The sequence below is a fragment of the Parabacteroides sp. TM07-1AC genome (assembly GCF_003480915.1).
GTDB lineage: Bacteria > Bacteroidota > Bacteroidia > Bacteroidales > Tannerellaceae > Parabacteroides > Parabacteroides chongii.
Map to the genome: position 1 here is coordinate 35,666 of NZ_QUKD01000002.1, position 16,930 is coordinate 52,595.

19 protein-coding genes are annotated in these 16,930 nt (G+C 44.4%); 12 read left to right on the forward strand and 7 right to left on the reverse strand.

Annotated features, from left to right (window positions below):
- Window positions 1-10: 10 nt before the first annotated feature.
- From DXD68_RS04905 to DXD68_RS04930, 6 genes are all read right to left on the reverse strand, one after another.
- A complete protein-coding gene (locus DXD68_RS04905) occupies window positions 11-1,021 on the reverse strand; it encodes an HlyD family secretion protein (RefSeq protein WP_122360563.1) in 1,011 nt (336 codons plus the stop codon).
- Between the two features lie 31 nt (window positions 1,022-1,052).
- Entirely contained in the window at window positions 1,053-2,486 is a 1,434-nt protein-coding gene (locus tag DXD68_RS04910) for a TolC family protein (RefSeq protein ID WP_122360564.1), read from the reverse strand.
- A gap of 72 nt (window positions 2,487-2,558) precedes the next feature.
- Window positions 2,559-3,776 (reverse strand): MFS transporter, encoded by a 1,218-nt coding sequence (locus DXD68_RS04915; RefSeq protein ID WP_122360565.1) that lies wholly within the window; start codon window positions 3,774-3,776, stop codon window positions 2,559-2,561.
- Window positions 3,777-4,245: 469 nt separating this feature from the next.
- Entirely contained in the window at window positions 4,246-4,788 is a 543-nt protein-coding gene (locus DXD68_RS04920; protein ID WP_122360566.1) for an FHA domain-containing protein, read from the reverse strand.
- A 278-nt stretch (window positions 4,789-5,066) separates the two neighbouring features.
- Complete coding sequence (locus DXD68_RS04925; RefSeq protein ID WP_122360567.1) at window positions 5,067-5,942, reverse strand: NAD kinase; 876 nt, start codon at window positions 5,940-5,942, stop codon at window positions 5,067-5,069.
- A gap of 87 nt (window positions 5,943-6,029) precedes the next feature.
- Window positions 6,030-6,689, reverse strand: a complete 660-nt coding sequence (locus DXD68_RS04930; protein ID WP_122360568.1) for a CBS domain-containing protein — start codon at window positions 6,687-6,689, stop codon at window positions 6,030-6,032.
- A gap of 85 nt (window positions 6,690-6,774) precedes the next feature.
- Here DXD68_RS04930 and DXD68_RS04935 point away from each other — a divergent pair, with 85 nt between their 5' ends.
- From DXD68_RS04935 to DXD68_RS04960, 6 genes are all read left to right on the forward strand, one after another.
- Window positions 6,775-7,491, forward strand: a complete 717-nt coding sequence (locus DXD68_RS04935; protein ID WP_122360569.1) for a pyridoxine 5'-phosphate synthase — start codon at window positions 6,775-6,777, stop codon at window positions 7,489-7,491.
- Window positions 7,492-7,527: 36 nt separating this feature from the next.
- On the forward strand, window positions 7,528-8,238 hold the full coding sequence (locus tag DXD68_RS04940; RefSeq protein ID WP_007658773.1) for a MotA/TolQ/ExbB proton channel family protein: 711 nt from the start codon (window positions 7,528-7,530) through the stop codon (window positions 8,236-8,238).
- Between the two features lie 8 nt (window positions 8,239-8,246).
- Window positions 8,247-8,657, forward strand: coding sequence for an ExbD/TolR family protein (locus DXD68_RS04945; protein ID WP_007658774.1), 411 nt, complete (start codon window positions 8,247-8,249; stop codon window positions 8,655-8,657).
- Between the two features lie 5 nt (window positions 8,658-8,662).
- Complete coding sequence (locus tag DXD68_RS04950) at window positions 8,663-9,499, forward strand: energy transducer TonB (protein WP_122360570.1); 837 nt, start codon at window positions 8,663-8,665, stop codon at window positions 9,497-9,499.
- A gap of 32 nt (window positions 9,500-9,531) precedes the next feature.
- Window positions 9,532-10,077 carry a DJ-1 family glyoxalase III gene (locus DXD68_RS04955; protein WP_122360571.1) on the forward strand — a complete coding sequence of 182 codons (546 nt, stop codon included), beginning with the start codon at window positions 9,532-9,534 and terminating at the stop codon, window positions 10,075-10,077.
- A 173-nt stretch (window positions 10,078-10,250) separates the two neighbouring features.
- Window positions 10,251-11,171 (forward strand): DMT family transporter, encoded by a 921-nt coding sequence (locus DXD68_RS04960; protein WP_122360572.1) that lies wholly within the window; start codon window positions 10,251-10,253, stop codon window positions 11,169-11,171.
- Window positions 11,172-11,602: 431 nt separating this feature from the next.
- Here DXD68_RS04960 and DXD68_RS04965 read toward each other — a convergent pair whose 3' ends face one another.
- Window positions 11,603-12,517: a 1,4-dihydroxy-2-naphthoate polyprenyltransferase gene (locus tag DXD68_RS04965; RefSeq protein ID WP_122361061.1), complete on the reverse strand. Its 915-nt coding sequence runs from the start codon at window positions 12,515-12,517 to the stop codon at window positions 11,603-11,605.
- A gap of 88 nt (window positions 12,518-12,605) precedes the next feature.
- Here DXD68_RS04965 and DXD68_RS04970 point away from each other — a divergent pair, with 88 nt between their 5' ends.
- From DXD68_RS04970 to DXD68_RS04995, 6 genes are all read left to right on the forward strand, one after another.
- Window positions 12,606-13,004 (forward strand): hypothetical protein, encoded by a 399-nt coding sequence (locus tag DXD68_RS04970; RefSeq protein WP_122360573.1) that lies wholly within the window; start codon window positions 12,606-12,608, stop codon window positions 13,002-13,004.
- Window positions 13,005-13,190: 186 nt separating this feature from the next.
- Window positions 13,191-13,403 (forward strand): hypothetical protein, encoded by a 213-nt coding sequence (locus DXD68_RS04975; RefSeq protein WP_122360574.1) that lies wholly within the window; start codon window positions 13,191-13,193, stop codon window positions 13,401-13,403.
- Between the two features lie 39 nt (window positions 13,404-13,442).
- Window positions 13,443-13,649 (forward strand): hypothetical protein, encoded by a 207-nt coding sequence (locus tag DXD68_RS04980; RefSeq protein WP_122360575.1) that lies wholly within the window; start codon window positions 13,443-13,445, stop codon window positions 13,647-13,649.
- A gap of 201 nt (window positions 13,650-13,850) precedes the next feature.
- Window positions 13,851-14,798, forward strand: a complete 948-nt coding sequence (locus DXD68_RS04985; RefSeq protein ID WP_122360576.1) for a calcium/sodium antiporter — start codon at window positions 13,851-13,853, stop codon at window positions 14,796-14,798.
- A gap of 83 nt (window positions 14,799-14,881) precedes the next feature.
- Complete coding sequence (locus DXD68_RS04990; RefSeq protein ID WP_122360577.1) at window positions 14,882-15,583, forward strand: DUF5020 family protein; 702 nt, start codon at window positions 14,882-14,884, stop codon at window positions 15,581-15,583.
- A 10-nt stretch (window positions 15,584-15,593) separates the two neighbouring features.
- Window positions 15,594-16,889: an NCS2 family permease gene (locus DXD68_RS04995; protein WP_122360578.1), complete on the forward strand. Its 1,296-nt coding sequence runs from the start codon at window positions 15,594-15,596 to the stop codon at window positions 16,887-16,889.
- Window positions 16,890-16,930: the final 41 nt, after the last annotated feature.

Sequence of the window (16,930 nt, forward strand, 5' to 3'; positions counted from 1 at the left end):
CTCATCATGCTTAATTTTCAATTTTCAATTCTCCATTTTCAATTCGCACCAGCACCGACATGCCCGGACGCAATCCGTCAACCGGTTTTACCGGAAGGGCGTGTATCTCGAAGGTTCTCAAATCATAGCTGCCTGTCTGCTTGGTCGATTTCCAAGTGGCAAAACTACCCAGAGGACTGACGTAGTTGATCTTGAACTCAATATCGTTTGTGGCAATTGCCGGGACATCGGCACGGAAAGTTCCGCCCATCTTAAACAAAGGCAAGCGGTCTTCGCGGACATTCAGTACCACATGCACATCATCCATGACCACCAGATTCATAATCGGCATGCCTGCACCGACCAGCTCTCCGCGTTTCGGGAAGATGGTCGATATCTGACCGGATTCGGGAGCCACCAGGCGGGCATCCTGCAGAAGGGCTTCCACTTCATTGACGGTTCCCTGAGCAGCTGTTACCAGTGAGCGGGCGCTTTCCTTATCTTGTATCTGCGCACCGTCAAGAGCCATCTCATATTGGCTATGGCAGGCACGCTCATTCGCTACGGCAGCATTGTAGAGGGCTTCCACTTCGTCTTTTCGCTGGGAAGTGACTACGCTGTCTTTATAAAGGGCCTGGATGCGGTCGTAGGTCGTTTTAGCCAGTTGCAAGTCTGATTTTGCTTTGTTCCAGAGTTGTTCGACAGTGGCGATGATTTGTTTGCGGGTACCGTCGTCTATCTTTTGATGCTGGTATTTGGCAATATCTTCGAGGGCATTTACCTGCTGGTATTTAGCCTGTGCTTCGGGGCTGTTAATGATAACAAGCGTATCGCCCGCTTTCACGTTTTGTCCTTCTTTTACGAGGAACGTATCTATTCTACCGGGCAACTTGCCGGAGATTCGTATTTCGGTTGCTTCAATCTGTCCCTGCAGGATAACCGGCTTCTTTTTCAGCAACAGCATGCCGACGGCAGATATGATTATTACGGCGATCAGCACCACAATAAAGGAGATCGTCAGGTATTTTTTAGTCTTGTCCATAATTATTATTTGTGTTTATTGTTGATTCTTTCTATATAATCTCTGTTGTCCCTTCCAGGCGATATTGCTGGAACGATTCCGGTATGCCGCAGATCGACAGCAGGTTGATCAATGCGACATCATACTGGTAATAGGCGAGCAGGAAAGCTGTCTTTACTTTTGAGAGCATGACTTCAGCATCGACCACTTCCGTTGAAGTAGCCATTCCCTCCTGGAACGATTTCTGACGGATACGGACCAGTTCCTCACTCATTTCCAAGGTCGTATTCAGTGCCTTTACATTATCGAGTGCATTCTGTATTTGAGTATAGTATTTATCGACACCGACTTTCAACTCGGTAACGGCTTTATCCTTCCCGATCGCCAATGTCTGGCTGGTCAGTCGTGCCTGCCGGATTTTCTTCTCCCGGTTCAAACCATCAAAAATATTCCAGGTAAAACCGACCCCGATCATCGTACGGGGCATAAGATATTTATCTATGCCATTCGAATACAGTGTCTGTTTTCCGAACAAGGCAATAGTAGGAAGGTATCCGGTACGCCCGATCTTCAGCTCGTTGCCGGCAATATTCTCCTGTAACTTTAACTGATTTACCATATAGTTATTGACCGGAACCAACTCCCTGAAATAATCGGCTGAAGGAATATTTTCATTGATAAAAAGAGCGGTGGTCGTACTGATCTCCTTGTCTGCATCCATATCTATCAGGCTTTTCAACGCCTGTTGTGCCACTTCCAGGTCTTTGCGTGCCGATTCAAGTTCGCGTTTGGCTTCATCCATGCTCACCTGGGCAAAAAGACGTTCCGCCCGGTTGATCATCCCGTTCTGTTCCAGTTTAAGTGCCTGGTCATAATGGGTTTTCAACGAATTATAAGTAGCCTCCCTCACCGTTAAGACCCGCTGGCCCAAACGCAAACCGAAATAACATTCGATCAATTTCGATTGCTGGTCGGCGTTGACCTGTTCACGGTTCACTTCAGCAATACCGACCATCGTTTTTCCGATCTTACTGGCGAAGATTCGTTTCCCTCCGGTAAAGACCGGCCAGGTCACACTGGCGTCGATAGAAGTAATGTTCTGTGAAATAAGCGGAAGTGTCAGTGTATTTTGGCCGATTTTATCCAGAATGGAAGAGATAAACTGGTCGTCGGGCAGAATGGAATGAACAAAATCCTTGGCAGGATCGGTAAACTGGTCCAAAGGCTGACGAACCTCGACCGGATTCGACATGTGAACAAAGGCACCGGCTGCACCCACTGACGGATACCAGAACGAGTTAAGTTTCTGATGCTCGTTTTTTGCCAGTTCAACCTCCTTCCCTGCCATCCGGATACTCCGGTTTCCTTTTTGAAGCAACTCCATCGACTGTTCCAGACTGAGGTCGATCGTTGTTGTCTGAGCAGAAGTCACGGCAGGAAAAAGAAGCAGCAAGCCAATACTGAAATGCGTTAAGTTATTAATCATAAATGCGTTTAAATTTAGTTTGAGCGAAATTTATGATTAATAACAACCCCTTCTCCGGGATTGTTCAGCGGGCTAACTTCCTTTTTGGGTCGCTTTCTTTAAGTCAGGCAAGAACCAGGTGACCAGTCCGATCAGTGGCATATAGGCACAAACATTATAGACCGTCTCAATACCATAATGGTCCGCCAGATTACCCAGTACAGCCGAAGCGATCCCTGCTACTCCAAAAGAAAAGCCAAAGAACAAACCTGAGATAAGTCCCAATTTATAAGGTAATAACTCTTGGGCATACACTAAAATAGCCGGAAACGCAGACGATAAAACCAAACCGACACAAAAACTCAGAACCGCAGTCAGATACAAACTATCTACGTGAGGCATTAGCAAAGAAAAAGGAGCCGCCCCGAGAATGGAAGCCCAAATAACATATTTACGTCCAACTTTATCTCCTATAGGACCTCCCATCAATGTACCAATAGCAGTTGCTATCAGGAAAATAAATAAAAACAACTGGGAGGATTGAACACTGACCCCAAACTTCTCTATCAGATAAAAGGTATAATAACTGCTTAAACTTGCCATATAAATATATTTGGAAAAGATAAGAATCAACAAGATAGAAATGGAGAATATTGTTTTTCCCAGTGACAAAGGCATTTCGACATGTCGTCTGGCTACCCCCATATCTTCCTGTTTAAACCGTAAAAGCAGCCCTTTATACCAGCGCCCCACATATGTCATGACAAGAATAGCGATAAAAGCCAGGATAGAGAAAAAAGCAATGTTACTACGTCCGTAAGGAGCTACCACAATAGCCACGAGCAACGGTCCCAGCGATCCCCCCAGATTTCCCCCGACCTGAAATAACGATTGTGCCAGTCCTCTCTTTCCCCCTGATGCTAAAGAAGTCAATCGGGAAGCCTCCGGATGGAATATGGACGATCCCGCACCAATCAAAGCTACAGAACATAAAATTCCGGGGAAACTATTGACCACAGAAAGTGAAAGCATCCCTATCAGCGTAAAAGTCATTCCGATAGGTAATGACCAAGGAGACGGACGTTTGTCAAAATATAATCCGGTAAGCGGCTGAAAAACAGATCCTGCTAACTGAAATACCAACGTGATCAACCCGATCTGTGCAAATGTCAACGCTAAATCATCTTTAAATAACGGATAAACGGCTGTTATGACGGATTGCAACGAATCATTTATACAATGTGAAATGCTTAACGCTACCAATATCCGGAAAGTAATGCCACTGACCGGTTCTACTCTATTTTGTCCCATTTGTTAACCTTATTGCCTGATTGGACCGCAAAATTACATATAAAAACAACGGATTGCTAATATCGCTACTTTTTATTTACAGGGGGATTTGTCGGGGAATAGTGTATTTTCTTTCTTTTTGGAGTTGTAAAAATCTATCAATTAACATTTACATTTGTTTCCATCCATTTCACACAAGACCTATGTTTCATAATCCGACTTTCAGTTCGGCACTCTTTTAACAAAACTTTTCTTTCAGTTCTTTTTGATTCTTTACGTAAATTGCCGTGAGCTAAATAGCCTTATGGTTGTTTTATCGTTGAACAACTAAACAAAAAACATGAATAATGAGATTTAAACTTTAGAGCTGCGCCGGAGATGAAAGGTAATCTTGTATCCATCTCTCCCGAAACCTACGCCAATTCCCCCTATCTCCCTTATCGCCCTGATGTAAGAGATCATTCACTCCGGGGCAGTATCTAAGTTTAATTTAAAAATCTTCCTCTTCTTCCCCTCCCGGAACATGAAGTATAAAAGTAGTCGCACCGATCGTCACAATAGCTCCTCCCCCGATACGCACCTGTTCTTTTTTTCCTAAAAGTACACTGCGAAGGAATGTACCGGTCATACTCTCGTTATCACGCAAGGTATAAATCAATTTTCCCTGCTTATCTTCTTTTACATTAATAATACAATGTTTGCGTCCCACACTCGGATCACTGGTAATGATAGGCACATCCACACCTTCCGTATCTTTATTCCTTCGTCCTATCATATTATCGCCCATCACAAGCGGCAGTTCCTGTTTAAAACCAAACGTATTTTCGATCACAGTAATATAACCGCAAGAAAAATCAGGCTCCTTCACCTCTTTTTCCTGGCCGGACTCCGTACGGACCGTCTTACGTCCCAGCTTTATCTTGAACTGCGATCCGCATTGCGGACATACAAAAGCCAAAATCTTTCCATCCGGATATTTGGTTTCATCGAACGATAACTGATTATCACATTTGGGGCAGAATATTCTTTTCATATCTTTATTTGAAGCATTTACGTTTAACAGGGGTACAAAGATAAGTTTTTTCTACGGATATAAAGACCGATAGGCTATAAACAAAAAAAGGCTATCCATCACGGACAGCCAATCTTCATTGTTAACCTTAAATCTAATACCATGAAAAACACGATGCAAATATAGAGGTTTTATGTTATGTAGCATAATATTTCACTTGGAAATCTCATTTATTTAACCAGGTTTAACAAATACATGCTATAAAACATCTTTCTAGAACAGTTTGACCTCTTCTAACGCTACTTCATTCTTGCATCGGCTCCCCACATCAGCTTCTCACGAAGTGTCTGATAGAAGGTATGATTATATCTTTTTATCACCTTCGTGGTATAATCGGCTTTTGTTATCGTCAACTGGATACCTGCCGGAAAAACTTCCGAACGACCGTCCAGGGAGATCAGAAAGGATTTGTTACGACTTTCTACCCCTAGCGTGATCGTATAGTTATCCGGTATGATCAGCGGACGCACATTCAGGGAGTGGGGCGCAACAGGACTCAGTACCAGGTTCTTGCTTTGTGGAATGATGATCGGACCGTTCACACTCATAGAGTAAGCAGTCGAACCTGTCGGCGTTGCGATCAACAGACCGTCAGCCTGATAAGATGCCAGGTATTCATCATTCAGGGAAGTATGGATCGTGATCATCGAAGAGGTATCGCGCTTTAGGATCGCAATCTCATTCAAGGCATAATTGTAACCGCGAAATACCCGCCCTTCCGTATAAAGCCGCAACAGCGTGCGTTCTTCTATCTTATAATAGTTCTTGAACAATTCGTCCAGCGTATCCTCTATATCATTACCTCCCACATCGGCAAGAAATCCCAGCCGTCCGGTATTAATACCCAGTATAGGGATATCCTGACGGTTCACACGTGCCGCCGTCCGCAGAAACGTACCGTCGCCACCGACGCTCAGAGCTACATCGAGATCAAAATGATCGTCCGTCAGCAATCCTGCAATGGGAGGTTCATAATTCAGGCCATCAGCCAGAAAATTATAAAAACGGACATCCACATAGATCTCCGCCTCCTGCGATATCAGCTTTTCAAACAACCGTTTTATCTGACTTTGTTTCTCGACCTGATACTCGCTGCCAAAAATACCTACCTTCATATAATTGAAAATTGAAAATTGAAAATTGAGAATTAAGAGCTGAACACATTACTAATTTTCAATTCTCAATTCTCAATTTTCAATTTATTAAATGTTCATATAATGCAACAACTCGTTCATCCGCTGCTGCAACAGATCATCCACCATCCCTTTTTCCATGAAATAATAGAGGACGGTATAATTGAAACGCTCGAAACTACGGATCACCGGCGAAGCATCCTCCAGGTCGATCTTAATAATAAGATGTAACCTTCCGGTATCTTTATCCGTGTACGAAAGCAGATTCAATACATGCGCATTATTCGATTCGATCAAACGGGCAATATCCGTCAGTGAATAATCCTGCGGCATCACCTCCAGGACAAACACACTGCCCGAAGTTTCGGCATTACACAATTCCGAAAGAATATCGATCAGTTTCTCTCTTGTAATCGCCCCCTGATACTCCCCTTCCGGACTGACCACCGGCAACAAGCTCAACTGGTAGCGGGCGATCAGCGCAAGCGCCTCGTGGATATGCGTATTCTCCATCACACTGGGAGCAAACAGAACCGGCTCGCCTATCGTTGCCGCAGGATCAGGCATAGCCATCAGATCCTTTTCCGAGATCAGGCAACGGTATATCCCCTCGCTCAACAAAGGCAGATGTTTTAACTTAAAATCATCCATCAATGCCAACGCGTATTCCCCTGTGTCAAAACTTTTTAACACGGGAAGTTCCTTCGTTATGAAATCTTTCACCAACATTATTCTGTTAATTCCCTTAATTCTGCTAAATTTGCCGATACTTTTGTGCAAATGTAATGAAAGAAAAAAGATATAACGATATACGATGACAAATTTAAGTGTAAACATTAACAAGGTTGCAACCATCCGTAACGCACGCGGAGGTAACATGCCTGACATTTTAAAAGTAGCTCAAGATTGCGAAAATTTCGGTGCACAAGGAATTACAGTCCATCCACGTCCGGACGAACGACATATCAAATACAGTGACGTGTACGCGTTGAAACCTCTTATCAGGACAGAATTTAACATTGAAGGGTATCCTTGTAACAATTTTATAGACCTGGTATTAAAAGTAAAACCGACACAGGTGACACTGGTTCCGGATGCACCCGATGCCATCACCTCCAATGCCGGCTGGGATGTAAAGGCTAACTTCGACTTGTTGAGTGAACTGGTCGATACGTTCACGGCTCAGGGAATCCGCACTTCTATCTTCGTTGGAACCGACCTGGCCAACATCGAACTGGCGGCAAAAACAGGTACCGACCGCATCGAACTGTACACAGAGCCTTATGCAACCAATTACCCGGTAAACAAGGAAGAAGCCATCGCTCCTTTCGTTGCTGCCGCACAACTGGCAAAGAATTTGGGAATGGGAGTCAATGCGGGCCACGACCTGAGCCTGGAAAACCTGGCGTGGTTCAGTCAGAACATACCCTGGCTGGAAGAGGTTTCCATTGGTCATGCCCTGATCTGCGACGCGTTGTATCACGGATTGCAGGAGACCATTTCATTATATAAAGCATGCTTGCAACAATAAGAACGAACTAATATTAACGAATAAGTATACAAATCTATGAGTATTTTACTTTCCCTACAGGCAGTAGGGGCACAGACAGCAGAGCAGATGCCGGATCTGACGGCAGTAACAGTCCCCACTGAAGCAGAGATCAATGTAATAGACCTTGCATTCAAAGGAGGGTGGATCATGGTTGTACTATTGCTGTTATCACTAATGGCAGGCTACATCTTCATCCAGCGTTTATTAGTTATCCGCCGTGCGGGTAAAGAAGATCAGAATTTCATGAACCGTATCAAAGACTATATCCACGAAGGGAAAGTGGACTCGGCACTGAACCTGTGCCGTAGCACCAACACCCCTTCCGCCCGTATGATCGAAAAGGGTATCACCCGTCTGGGACGCCCGATGAACGATGTACTCGTTGCCATCGAAAACGTGGGTAACCTGGAAATTGCGAAACTCGAAAAAGGCTTTCCGCTGATCGCTACGACAGCTGCCGGAGCTCCTATGTTGGGTTTCCTCGGAACGGTAACCGGTATGGTACGCGCCTTCTTCGATATGGCGAATGCCGGAACGAACGTTGACGTATCCTTATTGTCCGGAGGTATTTACGAAGCACTTGTAACCACCGTCGGCGGTCTGGTAGTCGGTATCATCACCCTGTTTGCTTACAACTACCTGGTTTCACAGGTCGATAACGTAGTGAACAAGATGGAAGCCCGCACCATGGAATTTATGGATTTATTGAACGAACCGGCTAATTAACAAAGCGAATGGCACTAAAACGAAGAACAAAAGTAAACGAAGCCTTCAGCATGGCATCCATGACCGACGTCATATTCCTGCTGCTGATCTTCTTTATGGTCACCTCTACGGTAGTCATTCCGAATGCCATCAAGGTAACATTGCCGCAGGCGAAGAAGCAGACGGCAGCCAAACCGCTCACGCGGGTTACCATCGATGCCAACCTGAATTACTACGTAGCATTCGGTAACCAGCGGGAAACGCAGGTCACGTTCGACGAGATCACCCCGTTCCTGCAAGACAGTTACGCAAAAGAGCCCGAAATGTTCGTCGCCCTTTATGCAGACGAGACAGTTCCTTATAAAGAAATCGTAAAGATCCTGAACATAGCGAACGAAAACAAATTCAAGATGGTGCTTGCCACCCGTGCGCAGAAATAACAGATATGAAATTCAACAAAGATGACATATACAGTATAACCGGTTCGGTCGCATTTCACCTGGCGATCTTCCTGATCCTGTTGTTCACGGTACTACGTACGGAAATTCCGGAAGAAGACGGGGGTGTCCTTGTCAACTTCGGGAATGTAAACTCCGCCGCCGGTACCTTCGAACCTAAATACACCGGACAGGAACTGCCCCAGGAGACGACCACTCCTCCACCGCCACCCACTCCGCCGGTAGAAACACCGAAAGAGGAAGTGATCACGCAGGACATCGAAGAGAGTGTTGCCATAGCAGATGCTAAAAAGAAAGAAGAGCAACGCAAGAAGGAAGAAGAGCGTAAACGGAAAGAGGAAGAGGATCGCCGTAAACGGGAAGAGGCTGAAAAGAAACGCCTGGAAGAAGAACGTCGCAAGAAAGAACAGGCCATCAGCAACCGTGTTGCCGGAGCATTCGGTATCGGCGGTGCTGAAGGAAACAGCCAGGGCGATGCAGAAACAGGCGCAGGTAACCAGGGAAGTCCGTTCGGTAACTCCGACCACGGAGCCAACGAAGGCGTAGGCGGATACGGTTCATTCAACCTGAACGGTCGTTCTATCGGAGCCGGAGGCTTGCCCCGCCCCGCTTACACGATCCAGGAAGAAGGAAAGATCGTGATCAACATTACAGTAGACCCGAAAGGGAATGTAATATTTACAGAAATAGGTAGAGGTACCAACATCGACAACGCTTCCATGCGTAAAAGTGCGTTGGATGCCGCCAAACGTGCTAAGTTCAATAGCATCAACGGGGCAAACAACCAGAGCGGTACGATAACCTATGTGTATAAACTTAAATAAGTTGACAACTGTCAACTAAAAAAGGAGGTAATATGAAGAAAGCAATTGTATTTTTAGCCAACGGCTTCGAAGAAATGGAAGCCCTGGGCACAGTCGATATCCTGCGCCGCGGAGGTATCGAAGTGACAACTGTTTCCATCACAGACAATCCTGTTGTAATAGGAGCACATAATGTTCCGGTTACCGCTGATACAACGCTGGGAAAAGCAGACCTGGCCGGAGCCGATGCACTTGTACTGCCCGGCGGTATGCCCGGAGCAGCCAACCTGAATGATTCGGAGCCGGTAAAAGAAGCCCTGTTGCAGCAATACCGTGAAGGAAAGATCGTTGCCGCCATCTGTGCAGCTCCGATGGTTCTAGGTGGACTGGGATTGCTGAAAGACCGTAACGCTACCTGCTATCCGGGCTTCGAACCGAAACTGATCGGAGCTAATGTAACCGGTGAAGCTGTTGAAGTTTCCGACAATGTGATTACCGGCAAAGGTCCCGGATTGGTTATGAACTTTGCCCTTGCCTTAGTTGCAGCTATTAAGAGCGAAGCTGTGGCTGAAGAAGTGGCGGCTGGGTTGCTGTTATAAAAAACAAAGACTATATTAGGGAACGCAGATGACGCAGAATACACAGAGGTACGCAGATTAATTTTTTCTTTTAAATAAAATATCTGCGAGCTTCTGTGTATTCTACGTCATCTGCGTTCCCTAATATTTTCGTATATTTGCAGCCGTTTTAGCAATCAGAAAAAGGTAAAAAGATGAACAGCAATTTGAAAGGATTCGTATACGGCATTGCCACTTCGGCTACATTCGGTTTGATACCATTATTTACATTGCCGCTGATGGCGAAGGGGATGCAGTTCGATTCGATCCTGTTCTACCGTTTCCTTTTTGCATCGATTGCCCTTGTCGGTATCATGGCGGTGAAAAAAGAATCCATGCGTATCGACAAAAAAGATATTCCCGTACTGATATTGCTCGGCTTCTTTTACACGGCATCCGCCATGTTCCTTTTCTGGGGATATAATTTCATGTCGGCAGGGATAGCCACAACATTACATTTCACCTATCCTATATTCGTCACCCTCCTCATGCTGGTGTTTTTCCGCGAAAAGACATCGTGGGTCACGTTGATGGCGATTTGCCTGGCGATCTGCGGGGTTGCCCGCCTGTCTATCAATGAAGGGGAAATGAAACTGAGTGCATTGGGCGTTTTTATCGTGCTGCTTTCAGCTGTCGGTTACGCACTTTACATTACCACAGTCAACAAATCGAGGGTACATACTATGACCGGCAGGAAACTGACTTTCTACGTATTCATCGTCAGCACCCTCCTGTTCACCATCAAAGCAAGTACCAACGAAGGCATACAACCCATCCCTGACGCTATGTCGGTTATCAACCTGATACTTCTTGCCATTGTTCCGACAGTCATCTCCAACATTACGCTTGTACTGGCAGTACACAATATCGGCGGTACACTCACAGCCGTACTCGGAGCAATGGAACCTGTCACCGCTGTTTTTGTAGGTGTGTTACTGTTCGGCGAACCATTCACTTTCAATCTGGCTATCGGTATCCTTCTCATAATCATTGCTGTCACAATGATCATTCTGTCAAAAACCATACAAAAAAGACTGAAAGAAACCCGTAGAAAACTCTTACATTACAGGAGATGACAACATTAAGTTATACACAAGCAGCGTCACCATCCTATTTATTTAAGATAAACAATTAATTACCAGCCTATTAAAAGGTGACACCTATGATTAAAACAGCGTCACCCATATTCTGATGCTTTTTAGGTCATATCCTATCGACTTCTTTACTTAAAGTTAGCGCTTTCTGACATAAAACTCACTATCTTTTAACCTTTCGACCTGGGGCAACTACATATTCGACCTGGGTAAAACCCACGGTTCACCTAGGTCAAATTCATAGTTGCCCCAGGTCGAATATATAATATATTACTTATTAGGCTATTAAAAGCTATGACTTTCATACTTATATACAGTATAGATCGCCTTTTTCAATTTATAGAATAAAAAACCACCCGTGACGCCACCAAAGAGTTCCGGCGTCACCTATATATCATCTGAATAACAACACATTAACCTACATATTCCGGTTGATGAAGCCAAAAAGACAACAACAATAATGACAGTAGTAAAGTAAAGAGGAAAACATTTCTGGCAGTATGTGCCAACGTCTTATTCAATTCTTTTCCCTCAAAATGGTATAACTCCCTCCAGGTTTTAATAAACAAGGTAAAGAATGCTGCAAAAAGAAGTAACACCCATGTAGGAGCTTCAAACAATAAAGGCATAGCCAACAAAAAAGCTACTATTCCATTCATCAGATAAAAGATCCGACCGAAGCCACGACCGAAAAGCACAATCGTAGTCCGTTTGCGAGCAGCTTTGTCCTGCACATAATCCCTATAGTTATTGACTACCAATATATTCGTAGAAAGTAATCCCAGCGACAGCGACAACAGGAAAGACAGCATGGAAAAAGAACCTGCCTGCACATAATAAGTAAAACATAGTGGGATAACCCCGTAAAATAATATCACACAGACATCTCCCAACCCATTATAAGCCAAAGGAAAAGGTCCGGCAGAATAGGCCAGCACGCAAAGAGCAATGGCAATTCCGACCGGTATAAGCTCCCAGCCGGCATAAAACAAAAGCATACAACCACATAAACAAGAAAAGCCTAACGTTATAAACGTAGCTTTCAGCATCGCTCCTGGGGTAATCCATCCCTGAGCCACCGCACGCTCAGGACCTAAACGATCCTCCCTGTCCGCTCCTTTCTTAAAATCAAAATAATCATTAGCAAAATTACTGGCAATCTGTGCCAGCAAAGCCACTCCAAAACACAAAATAGCAGGTATCAACCGGAATACCCCTTCACACCAAGCTAAAACACAAGCTAACAACACCGGACTTAATGATGCCGGCAGTGTTTTAGGACGCGCGGCCTCTACCCATGATTTTAAAAGACTCTTCTTCTGTTCCATCTTTTCACGTTCACAATTCACGGACAAAAGTATAAACAAAAAGCACAATCATTTGTTTTTTTATTAAGAATTCGTATATCTTTGCAGCATGAAAAATTTTCTATTCATACTGACTCTGCTTTTCGGCTTCTTGCTTTTCTCTCCCCAAGAGGAGATCGAAAGCAACGATATCGCTGTGTCTCAAAAAGAGGCTGTCATGAAAGAAAAAAGTTCTGCAGATGTACAATACTACCTCAATGTATTAAGTACAGACCTGAAAGAAAGCAAAGGTCTGAATGCCCGCAGAACGGTTCAACTGACTAATAATACATTTCACTTACGCACGCTGAAAATAGCGGAGAAAGCTCTTCAGGATATCCGCCTGAAAGAAATGAATGTACAACGTAAAGTGTTGGAAAATGTATCGGAATGTCAAACTATAAATTTGTCTACACTCCTTTGCCGTACGGCACAACATGTGTTTGCCCTACGGAAACTCATTATTTAATTTTTAAAGGATAACTCCGTCTAATCGAATTCAGACTGGTTCGGCTTATGGGCGATGAAAGTAACTGTTCTCCTCTTGAGAGAGGATAAGGGAATGTTATGTTCTATAACGTTACTATCAGCTGCTACGAAACAGTTCAAAAAAAGCAATTTTACATTTATTTATCCATTTAAAAATTAAAATATTATGTCTACTAAAAAATCAAATAAAACACGTATTTATCTGTCGGTTATTATCACAATCATTGGTTGCGTATTAGCTTGTAGCTCCATCATTCCTAATGACTATATTAAGTTATTGGTTGTAATGTTTGCTTTGGGATATGGTTTGTTCGGTATTATGAAAGGCCTGAGCGGCACCGATTCTACTGAAGAAACAGCTGTCGAAGAAAAAAAGTAAAAATAATTGAACAAAAGTAACCTTTAATAAGTTAATAAAATGAAGATAAATAAGGACCTGGTAGACGCTGTCATGATGGTATCGTTTATCATATTGGTATTAATCGGTACAACCGATTTTGACAATGCAGTCACTAAAGATGTAACAATGGGAGTACTGGGGTTTGTAACAATCTGTATGGTCGTACTTCGAGGCATACAGTTGAGACAAGCGGCTAAAGAGCCAAAGGAAGAATACGAATATTAAATCACTAATACGAATATTCCTAACAACCCTAACTAAAATGTCTAGTAGCTTCCTGCTGTTACTCCGTAGTGATCCGGGGTTATCCAAGGTACGTTTTTCTGCCTAAAAAATAACTTGCTGTTTACTTGGTTACGATAATCTTTTGATTATCGGACAACAGGAAGCCAGACATTGTAATAAAAGATTAGTAAATTTGCGACCATGATAACAAGCGTTACATTATTAATTCTTTCACTGTTTGCTCTCTATATCGGAGCGGGCTGGTTGGTTAAAGGGAGTTCTGAGTTAGCCCTGAAAGCAAAGATATCAAACCTGGTGATCGGTCTTACGATCGTTGCATTCGGAACAAGCGCACCGGAACTGGTGGTCAGCCTGAATGCCACCTTATCGGGCCAGGGGGATATATCAGTCGGTAACATCATCGGCTCCAACATTTTCAATATAGCAGCTATTCTCGGTATTTCTGCCGTTATCCAGCCATTGCAGGCCAAACGCCAGCTTACACGCCTGGACATTCCTATCCTGATCGTAGCCACTGTTGTTTTCACCCTGCTGTTCTGGAACGGAACGCTTGGAAGATTGGAAGGTTGCCTGTTCTTAGCCGGCATCATTCTTTATACGATTTTCAGTCTGTATTACTCACGCAAGCATGAAAAGAAAGTGGAAGAACTGGCGGGAGAGCTGGAAAAACAGCCTGAAGCCTGGTATAAAGATGTAATGTATATCGTAGGTGGCCTGGTTATTCTGATATTCGCTTCCAACCTGCTGGTCAATAATGCCGTATCGATAGCCCAGGAACTGGGTGTCAGCGAAGCGGTGATCGGATTGACTATCGTTGCAGCCGGGACAAGCCTGCCGGAACTGGCAACATCGGTCGTATCCGCACTCAAGAAAAATCCGGATATTGCCATCGGAAATATCGTTGGTTCCAACCTGTTCAATATCCTGGCAATTGCAGGAACCAGTTCAATGGTCAAACCGATCGTTGCAAAGAACGTAAACTATGTCGACCTACTGGTCATGCTGGGGTTAACACTGCTTCTGCTACCGCTGGTAAAAAGCGGACAGAAAATATCGCGTGCCGAAGGGTGGGCACTGATTGTGGTGTACCTCTGTTACCTCGCCTGGTTGCTCAGGGATCTGATCTGAGAATGTCAAAGCAGGACTTTTTGAAGGTCTTGCTTTTTTTATACCTTTGTGGCTTCCATACATATTTATTTTAAACGATCAGCATGAGAAAGTTTTTTACTCTGGCGATTTTATTGCTCGCCGTTTTCTGTGGGAAAGCGCAAAACATTCAGTTACACTATGATTTCGGAGGTGCTCTCTATGACAAGGATCTGGACGGTCGCCCGGCACTGACTTCCACCGTGGAAATGTTCAAGCCTGACAAATGGGGAAGCACCTATTTTTTTGTAGATATGGATTACAAAAGCAGCGGAGTTGCTTCGGCATACTGGGAGATTGCCCGCGAACTGAGTTTCTGGCAACCGCCTTTCTCCGTCCATATAGAGTATAACGGAGGTTTGATGAAAGGGGCTTCCTATAATAATGCCTACCTAGGAGGTTTCACCTATACATATAATAATAAGGACTTCTCCAAAGGGTTTACTTTTACTCCTATGTACAAATATATCCAGAAACACCGTAGCCCGAACAATTTCCAATTGACGGGTACCTGGTATATTCATTTTGCTAAAAACGGGTTGTGCACATTCAGCGGGTTTGCCGACTGGTGGCGGGAGAAGAACGACCACGGGAACTTTATTTTCCTTTCCGAACCGCAGATATGGGTGAACTTAAACAAGCTGAAAGGTGTTGATGATAAGTTCAAGCTGAGTGTCGGAAGTGAAGTGGAACTGAGTCATAACTTCGGCGGTCGCAACGGTTTTTATACCATTCCGACACTGGCGATAAAGTGGACATTCGATTAATCCAAAATATATGATACAAAAACTATTGGGGTTTGACAAACAGACCATGACAATCCGTACGGAAGTGATCGCAGGAATAACGACCTTCCTGACAATGAGTTATATCCTGGCCGTCAACCCTTCTATCCTGGGCACTACCGGAATGGACAAAGGGGCTGTCTTCACAGCAACGGCACTGGCTTCCGCTATTGCGACTTTCCTATTGGCTTTTATGGCCAAACTTCCGTTTGCACAGGCGCCGAGTATGGCGTTAAACGCTTTTTTCGCTTTTACCCTGGTGCAGGGAATGGGGTATTCCTGGCAAACAGCAATGACGGCGATGTTTGTCGAAGGGGTGATATTTATCCTGATCACTTTCCTGAACATCCGGGAGATTATTCTCAACAGCATCCCGATGAACCTGCGATATGCCATCTCGGCCGGGATCGGTATGTTTATCGCTTTTATAGGGTTAAAAAATGCAGGGATCATTGCCCCGAACCCGGCAACGTTCGTTATGTTCGGGGAGTTCACGCCGTCTTCCGTCCTGGCAATGACGGGTATCCTACTGAGCGGAATCCTGGTTGTAAAGAAGGTGAAGGGTGCTTTATTTTACAGTATCCTGATTTGTACGTTGGCCGGGATACCGCTGGGAGTGACGGAAATACCGGAAGGTTTTCTTCCAGTCTCCATGCCTCATTCGATAGAGCCGACTTTCTGCAAATTTGATTTCACCGAGTTCTTTACTTTGGATATGGCGATCGTTATTTTCACCTTATTGTTTATGAATATATTCGATACGGTAGGGACACTGGTCGGTCTGGCTTCCAAAACCGGGATCATGGGGAAAGACGGACATATTCCACATGTGAAAGAGGCGATGATGTCTGATGCAATAGGTACAACGATCGGGGCGATGATGGGTAGTTCGACCATTACCACTTATGTGGAAAGTGCTTCGGGCATTGCTGAAGGAGGACGTTCCGGTTTTACCTCCTTGGTAACAGGATTGCTGTTTATCCTGGCTTTGTTCTTTGCTCCGTTGTTCCTGCTTATTCCCAGTGCAGCAACAAGCGGAGCTTTAGTGCTTGTCGGGGTATTTATGATGGACTCGGTATCAAAGATCGATATGGATGATATATCCGAAGCACTCCCGGCTTTCATTACCATTATCATGATGGTACTCACCTACTCTATCGCAGACGGAATGGTATTGGGATTACTTTGCTATGTACTGGTCAAGTTGTTTTGCGGAAAACACAGGGATATAAGTATTACCATGTATATACTGGCAGCTCTGTTCCTTTTGAAATTTATATTTGCCTGAACAACTGTTTCAGGTATAAAAAAGCGGGATAATCGTAACGA

Excerpts from the sequence above, each read along its gene's own strand:
- DXD68_RS04905 (WP_122360563.1), bottom strand. The coding sequence starts at position 1,021 with ATGGACAAGACTAAAAAATACCTGACGATCTCCTTTATTGTGGTGCTG.
- DXD68_RS04910 (WP_122360564.1), bottom strand. The coding sequence starts at position 2,486 with ATGATTAATAACTTAACGCATTTCAGTATTGGCTTGCTGCTTCTTTTT.
- DXD68_RS04915 (WP_122360565.1), bottom strand. The coding sequence starts at position 3,776 with ATGGGACAAAATAGAGTAGAACCGGTCAGTGGCATTACTTTCCGGATA.
- DXD68_RS04920 (WP_122360566.1), bottom strand. The coding sequence starts at position 4,788 with ATGAAAAGAATATTCTGCCCCAAATGTGATAATCAGTTATCGTTCGAT.
- DXD68_RS04925 (WP_122360567.1), bottom strand. The coding sequence starts at position 5,942 with ATGAAGGTAGGTATTTTTGGCAGCGAGTATCAGGTCGAGAAACAAAGT.
- DXD68_RS04930 (WP_122360568.1), bottom strand. The coding sequence starts at position 6,689 with ATGTTGGTGAAAGATTTCATAACGAAGGAACTTCCCGTGTTAAAAAGT.
- DXD68_RS04935 (WP_122360569.1), top strand. The coding sequence starts at position 6,775 with ATGACAAATTTAAGTGTAAACATTAACAAGGTTGCAACCATCCGTAAC.
- DXD68_RS04940 (WP_007658773.1), top strand. The coding sequence starts at position 7,528 with ATGAGTATTTTACTTTCCCTACAGGCAGTAGGGGCACAGACAGCAGAG.
- DXD68_RS04945 (WP_007658774.1), top strand. The coding sequence starts at position 8,247 with ATGGCACTAAAACGAAGAACAAAAGTAAACGAAGCCTTCAGCATGGCA.
- DXD68_RS04950 (WP_122360570.1), top strand. The coding sequence starts at position 8,663 with ATGAAATTCAACAAAGATGACATATACAGTATAACCGGTTCGGTCGCA.
- DXD68_RS04955 (WP_122360571.1), top strand. The coding sequence starts at position 9,532 with ATGAAGAAAGCAATTGTATTTTTAGCCAACGGCTTCGAAGAAATGGAA.
- DXD68_RS04960 (WP_122360572.1), top strand. The coding sequence starts at position 10,251 with ATGAACAGCAATTTGAAAGGATTCGTATACGGCATTGCCACTTCGGCT.
- DXD68_RS04965 (WP_122361061.1), bottom strand. The coding sequence starts at position 12,517 with ATGGAACAGAAGAAGAGTCTTTTAAAATCATGGGTAGAGGCCGCGCGT.
- DXD68_RS04970 (WP_122360573.1), top strand. The coding sequence starts at position 12,606 with ATGAAAAATTTTCTATTCATACTGACTCTGCTTTTCGGCTTCTTGCTT.
- DXD68_RS04975 (WP_122360574.1), top strand. The coding sequence starts at position 13,191 with ATGTCTACTAAAAAATCAAATAAAACACGTATTTATCTGTCGGTTATT.
- DXD68_RS04980 (WP_122360575.1), top strand. The coding sequence starts at position 13,443 with ATGAAGATAAATAAGGACCTGGTAGACGCTGTCATGATGGTATCGTTT.
- DXD68_RS04985 (WP_122360576.1), top strand. The coding sequence starts at position 13,851 with ATGATAACAAGCGTTACATTATTAATTCTTTCACTGTTTGCTCTCTAT.
- DXD68_RS04990 (WP_122360577.1), top strand. The coding sequence starts at position 14,882 with ATGAGAAAGTTTTTTACTCTGGCGATTTTATTGCTCGCCGTTTTCTGT.
- DXD68_RS04995 (WP_122360578.1), top strand. The coding sequence starts at position 15,594 with ATGATACAAAAACTATTGGGGTTTGACAAACAGACCATGACAATCCGT.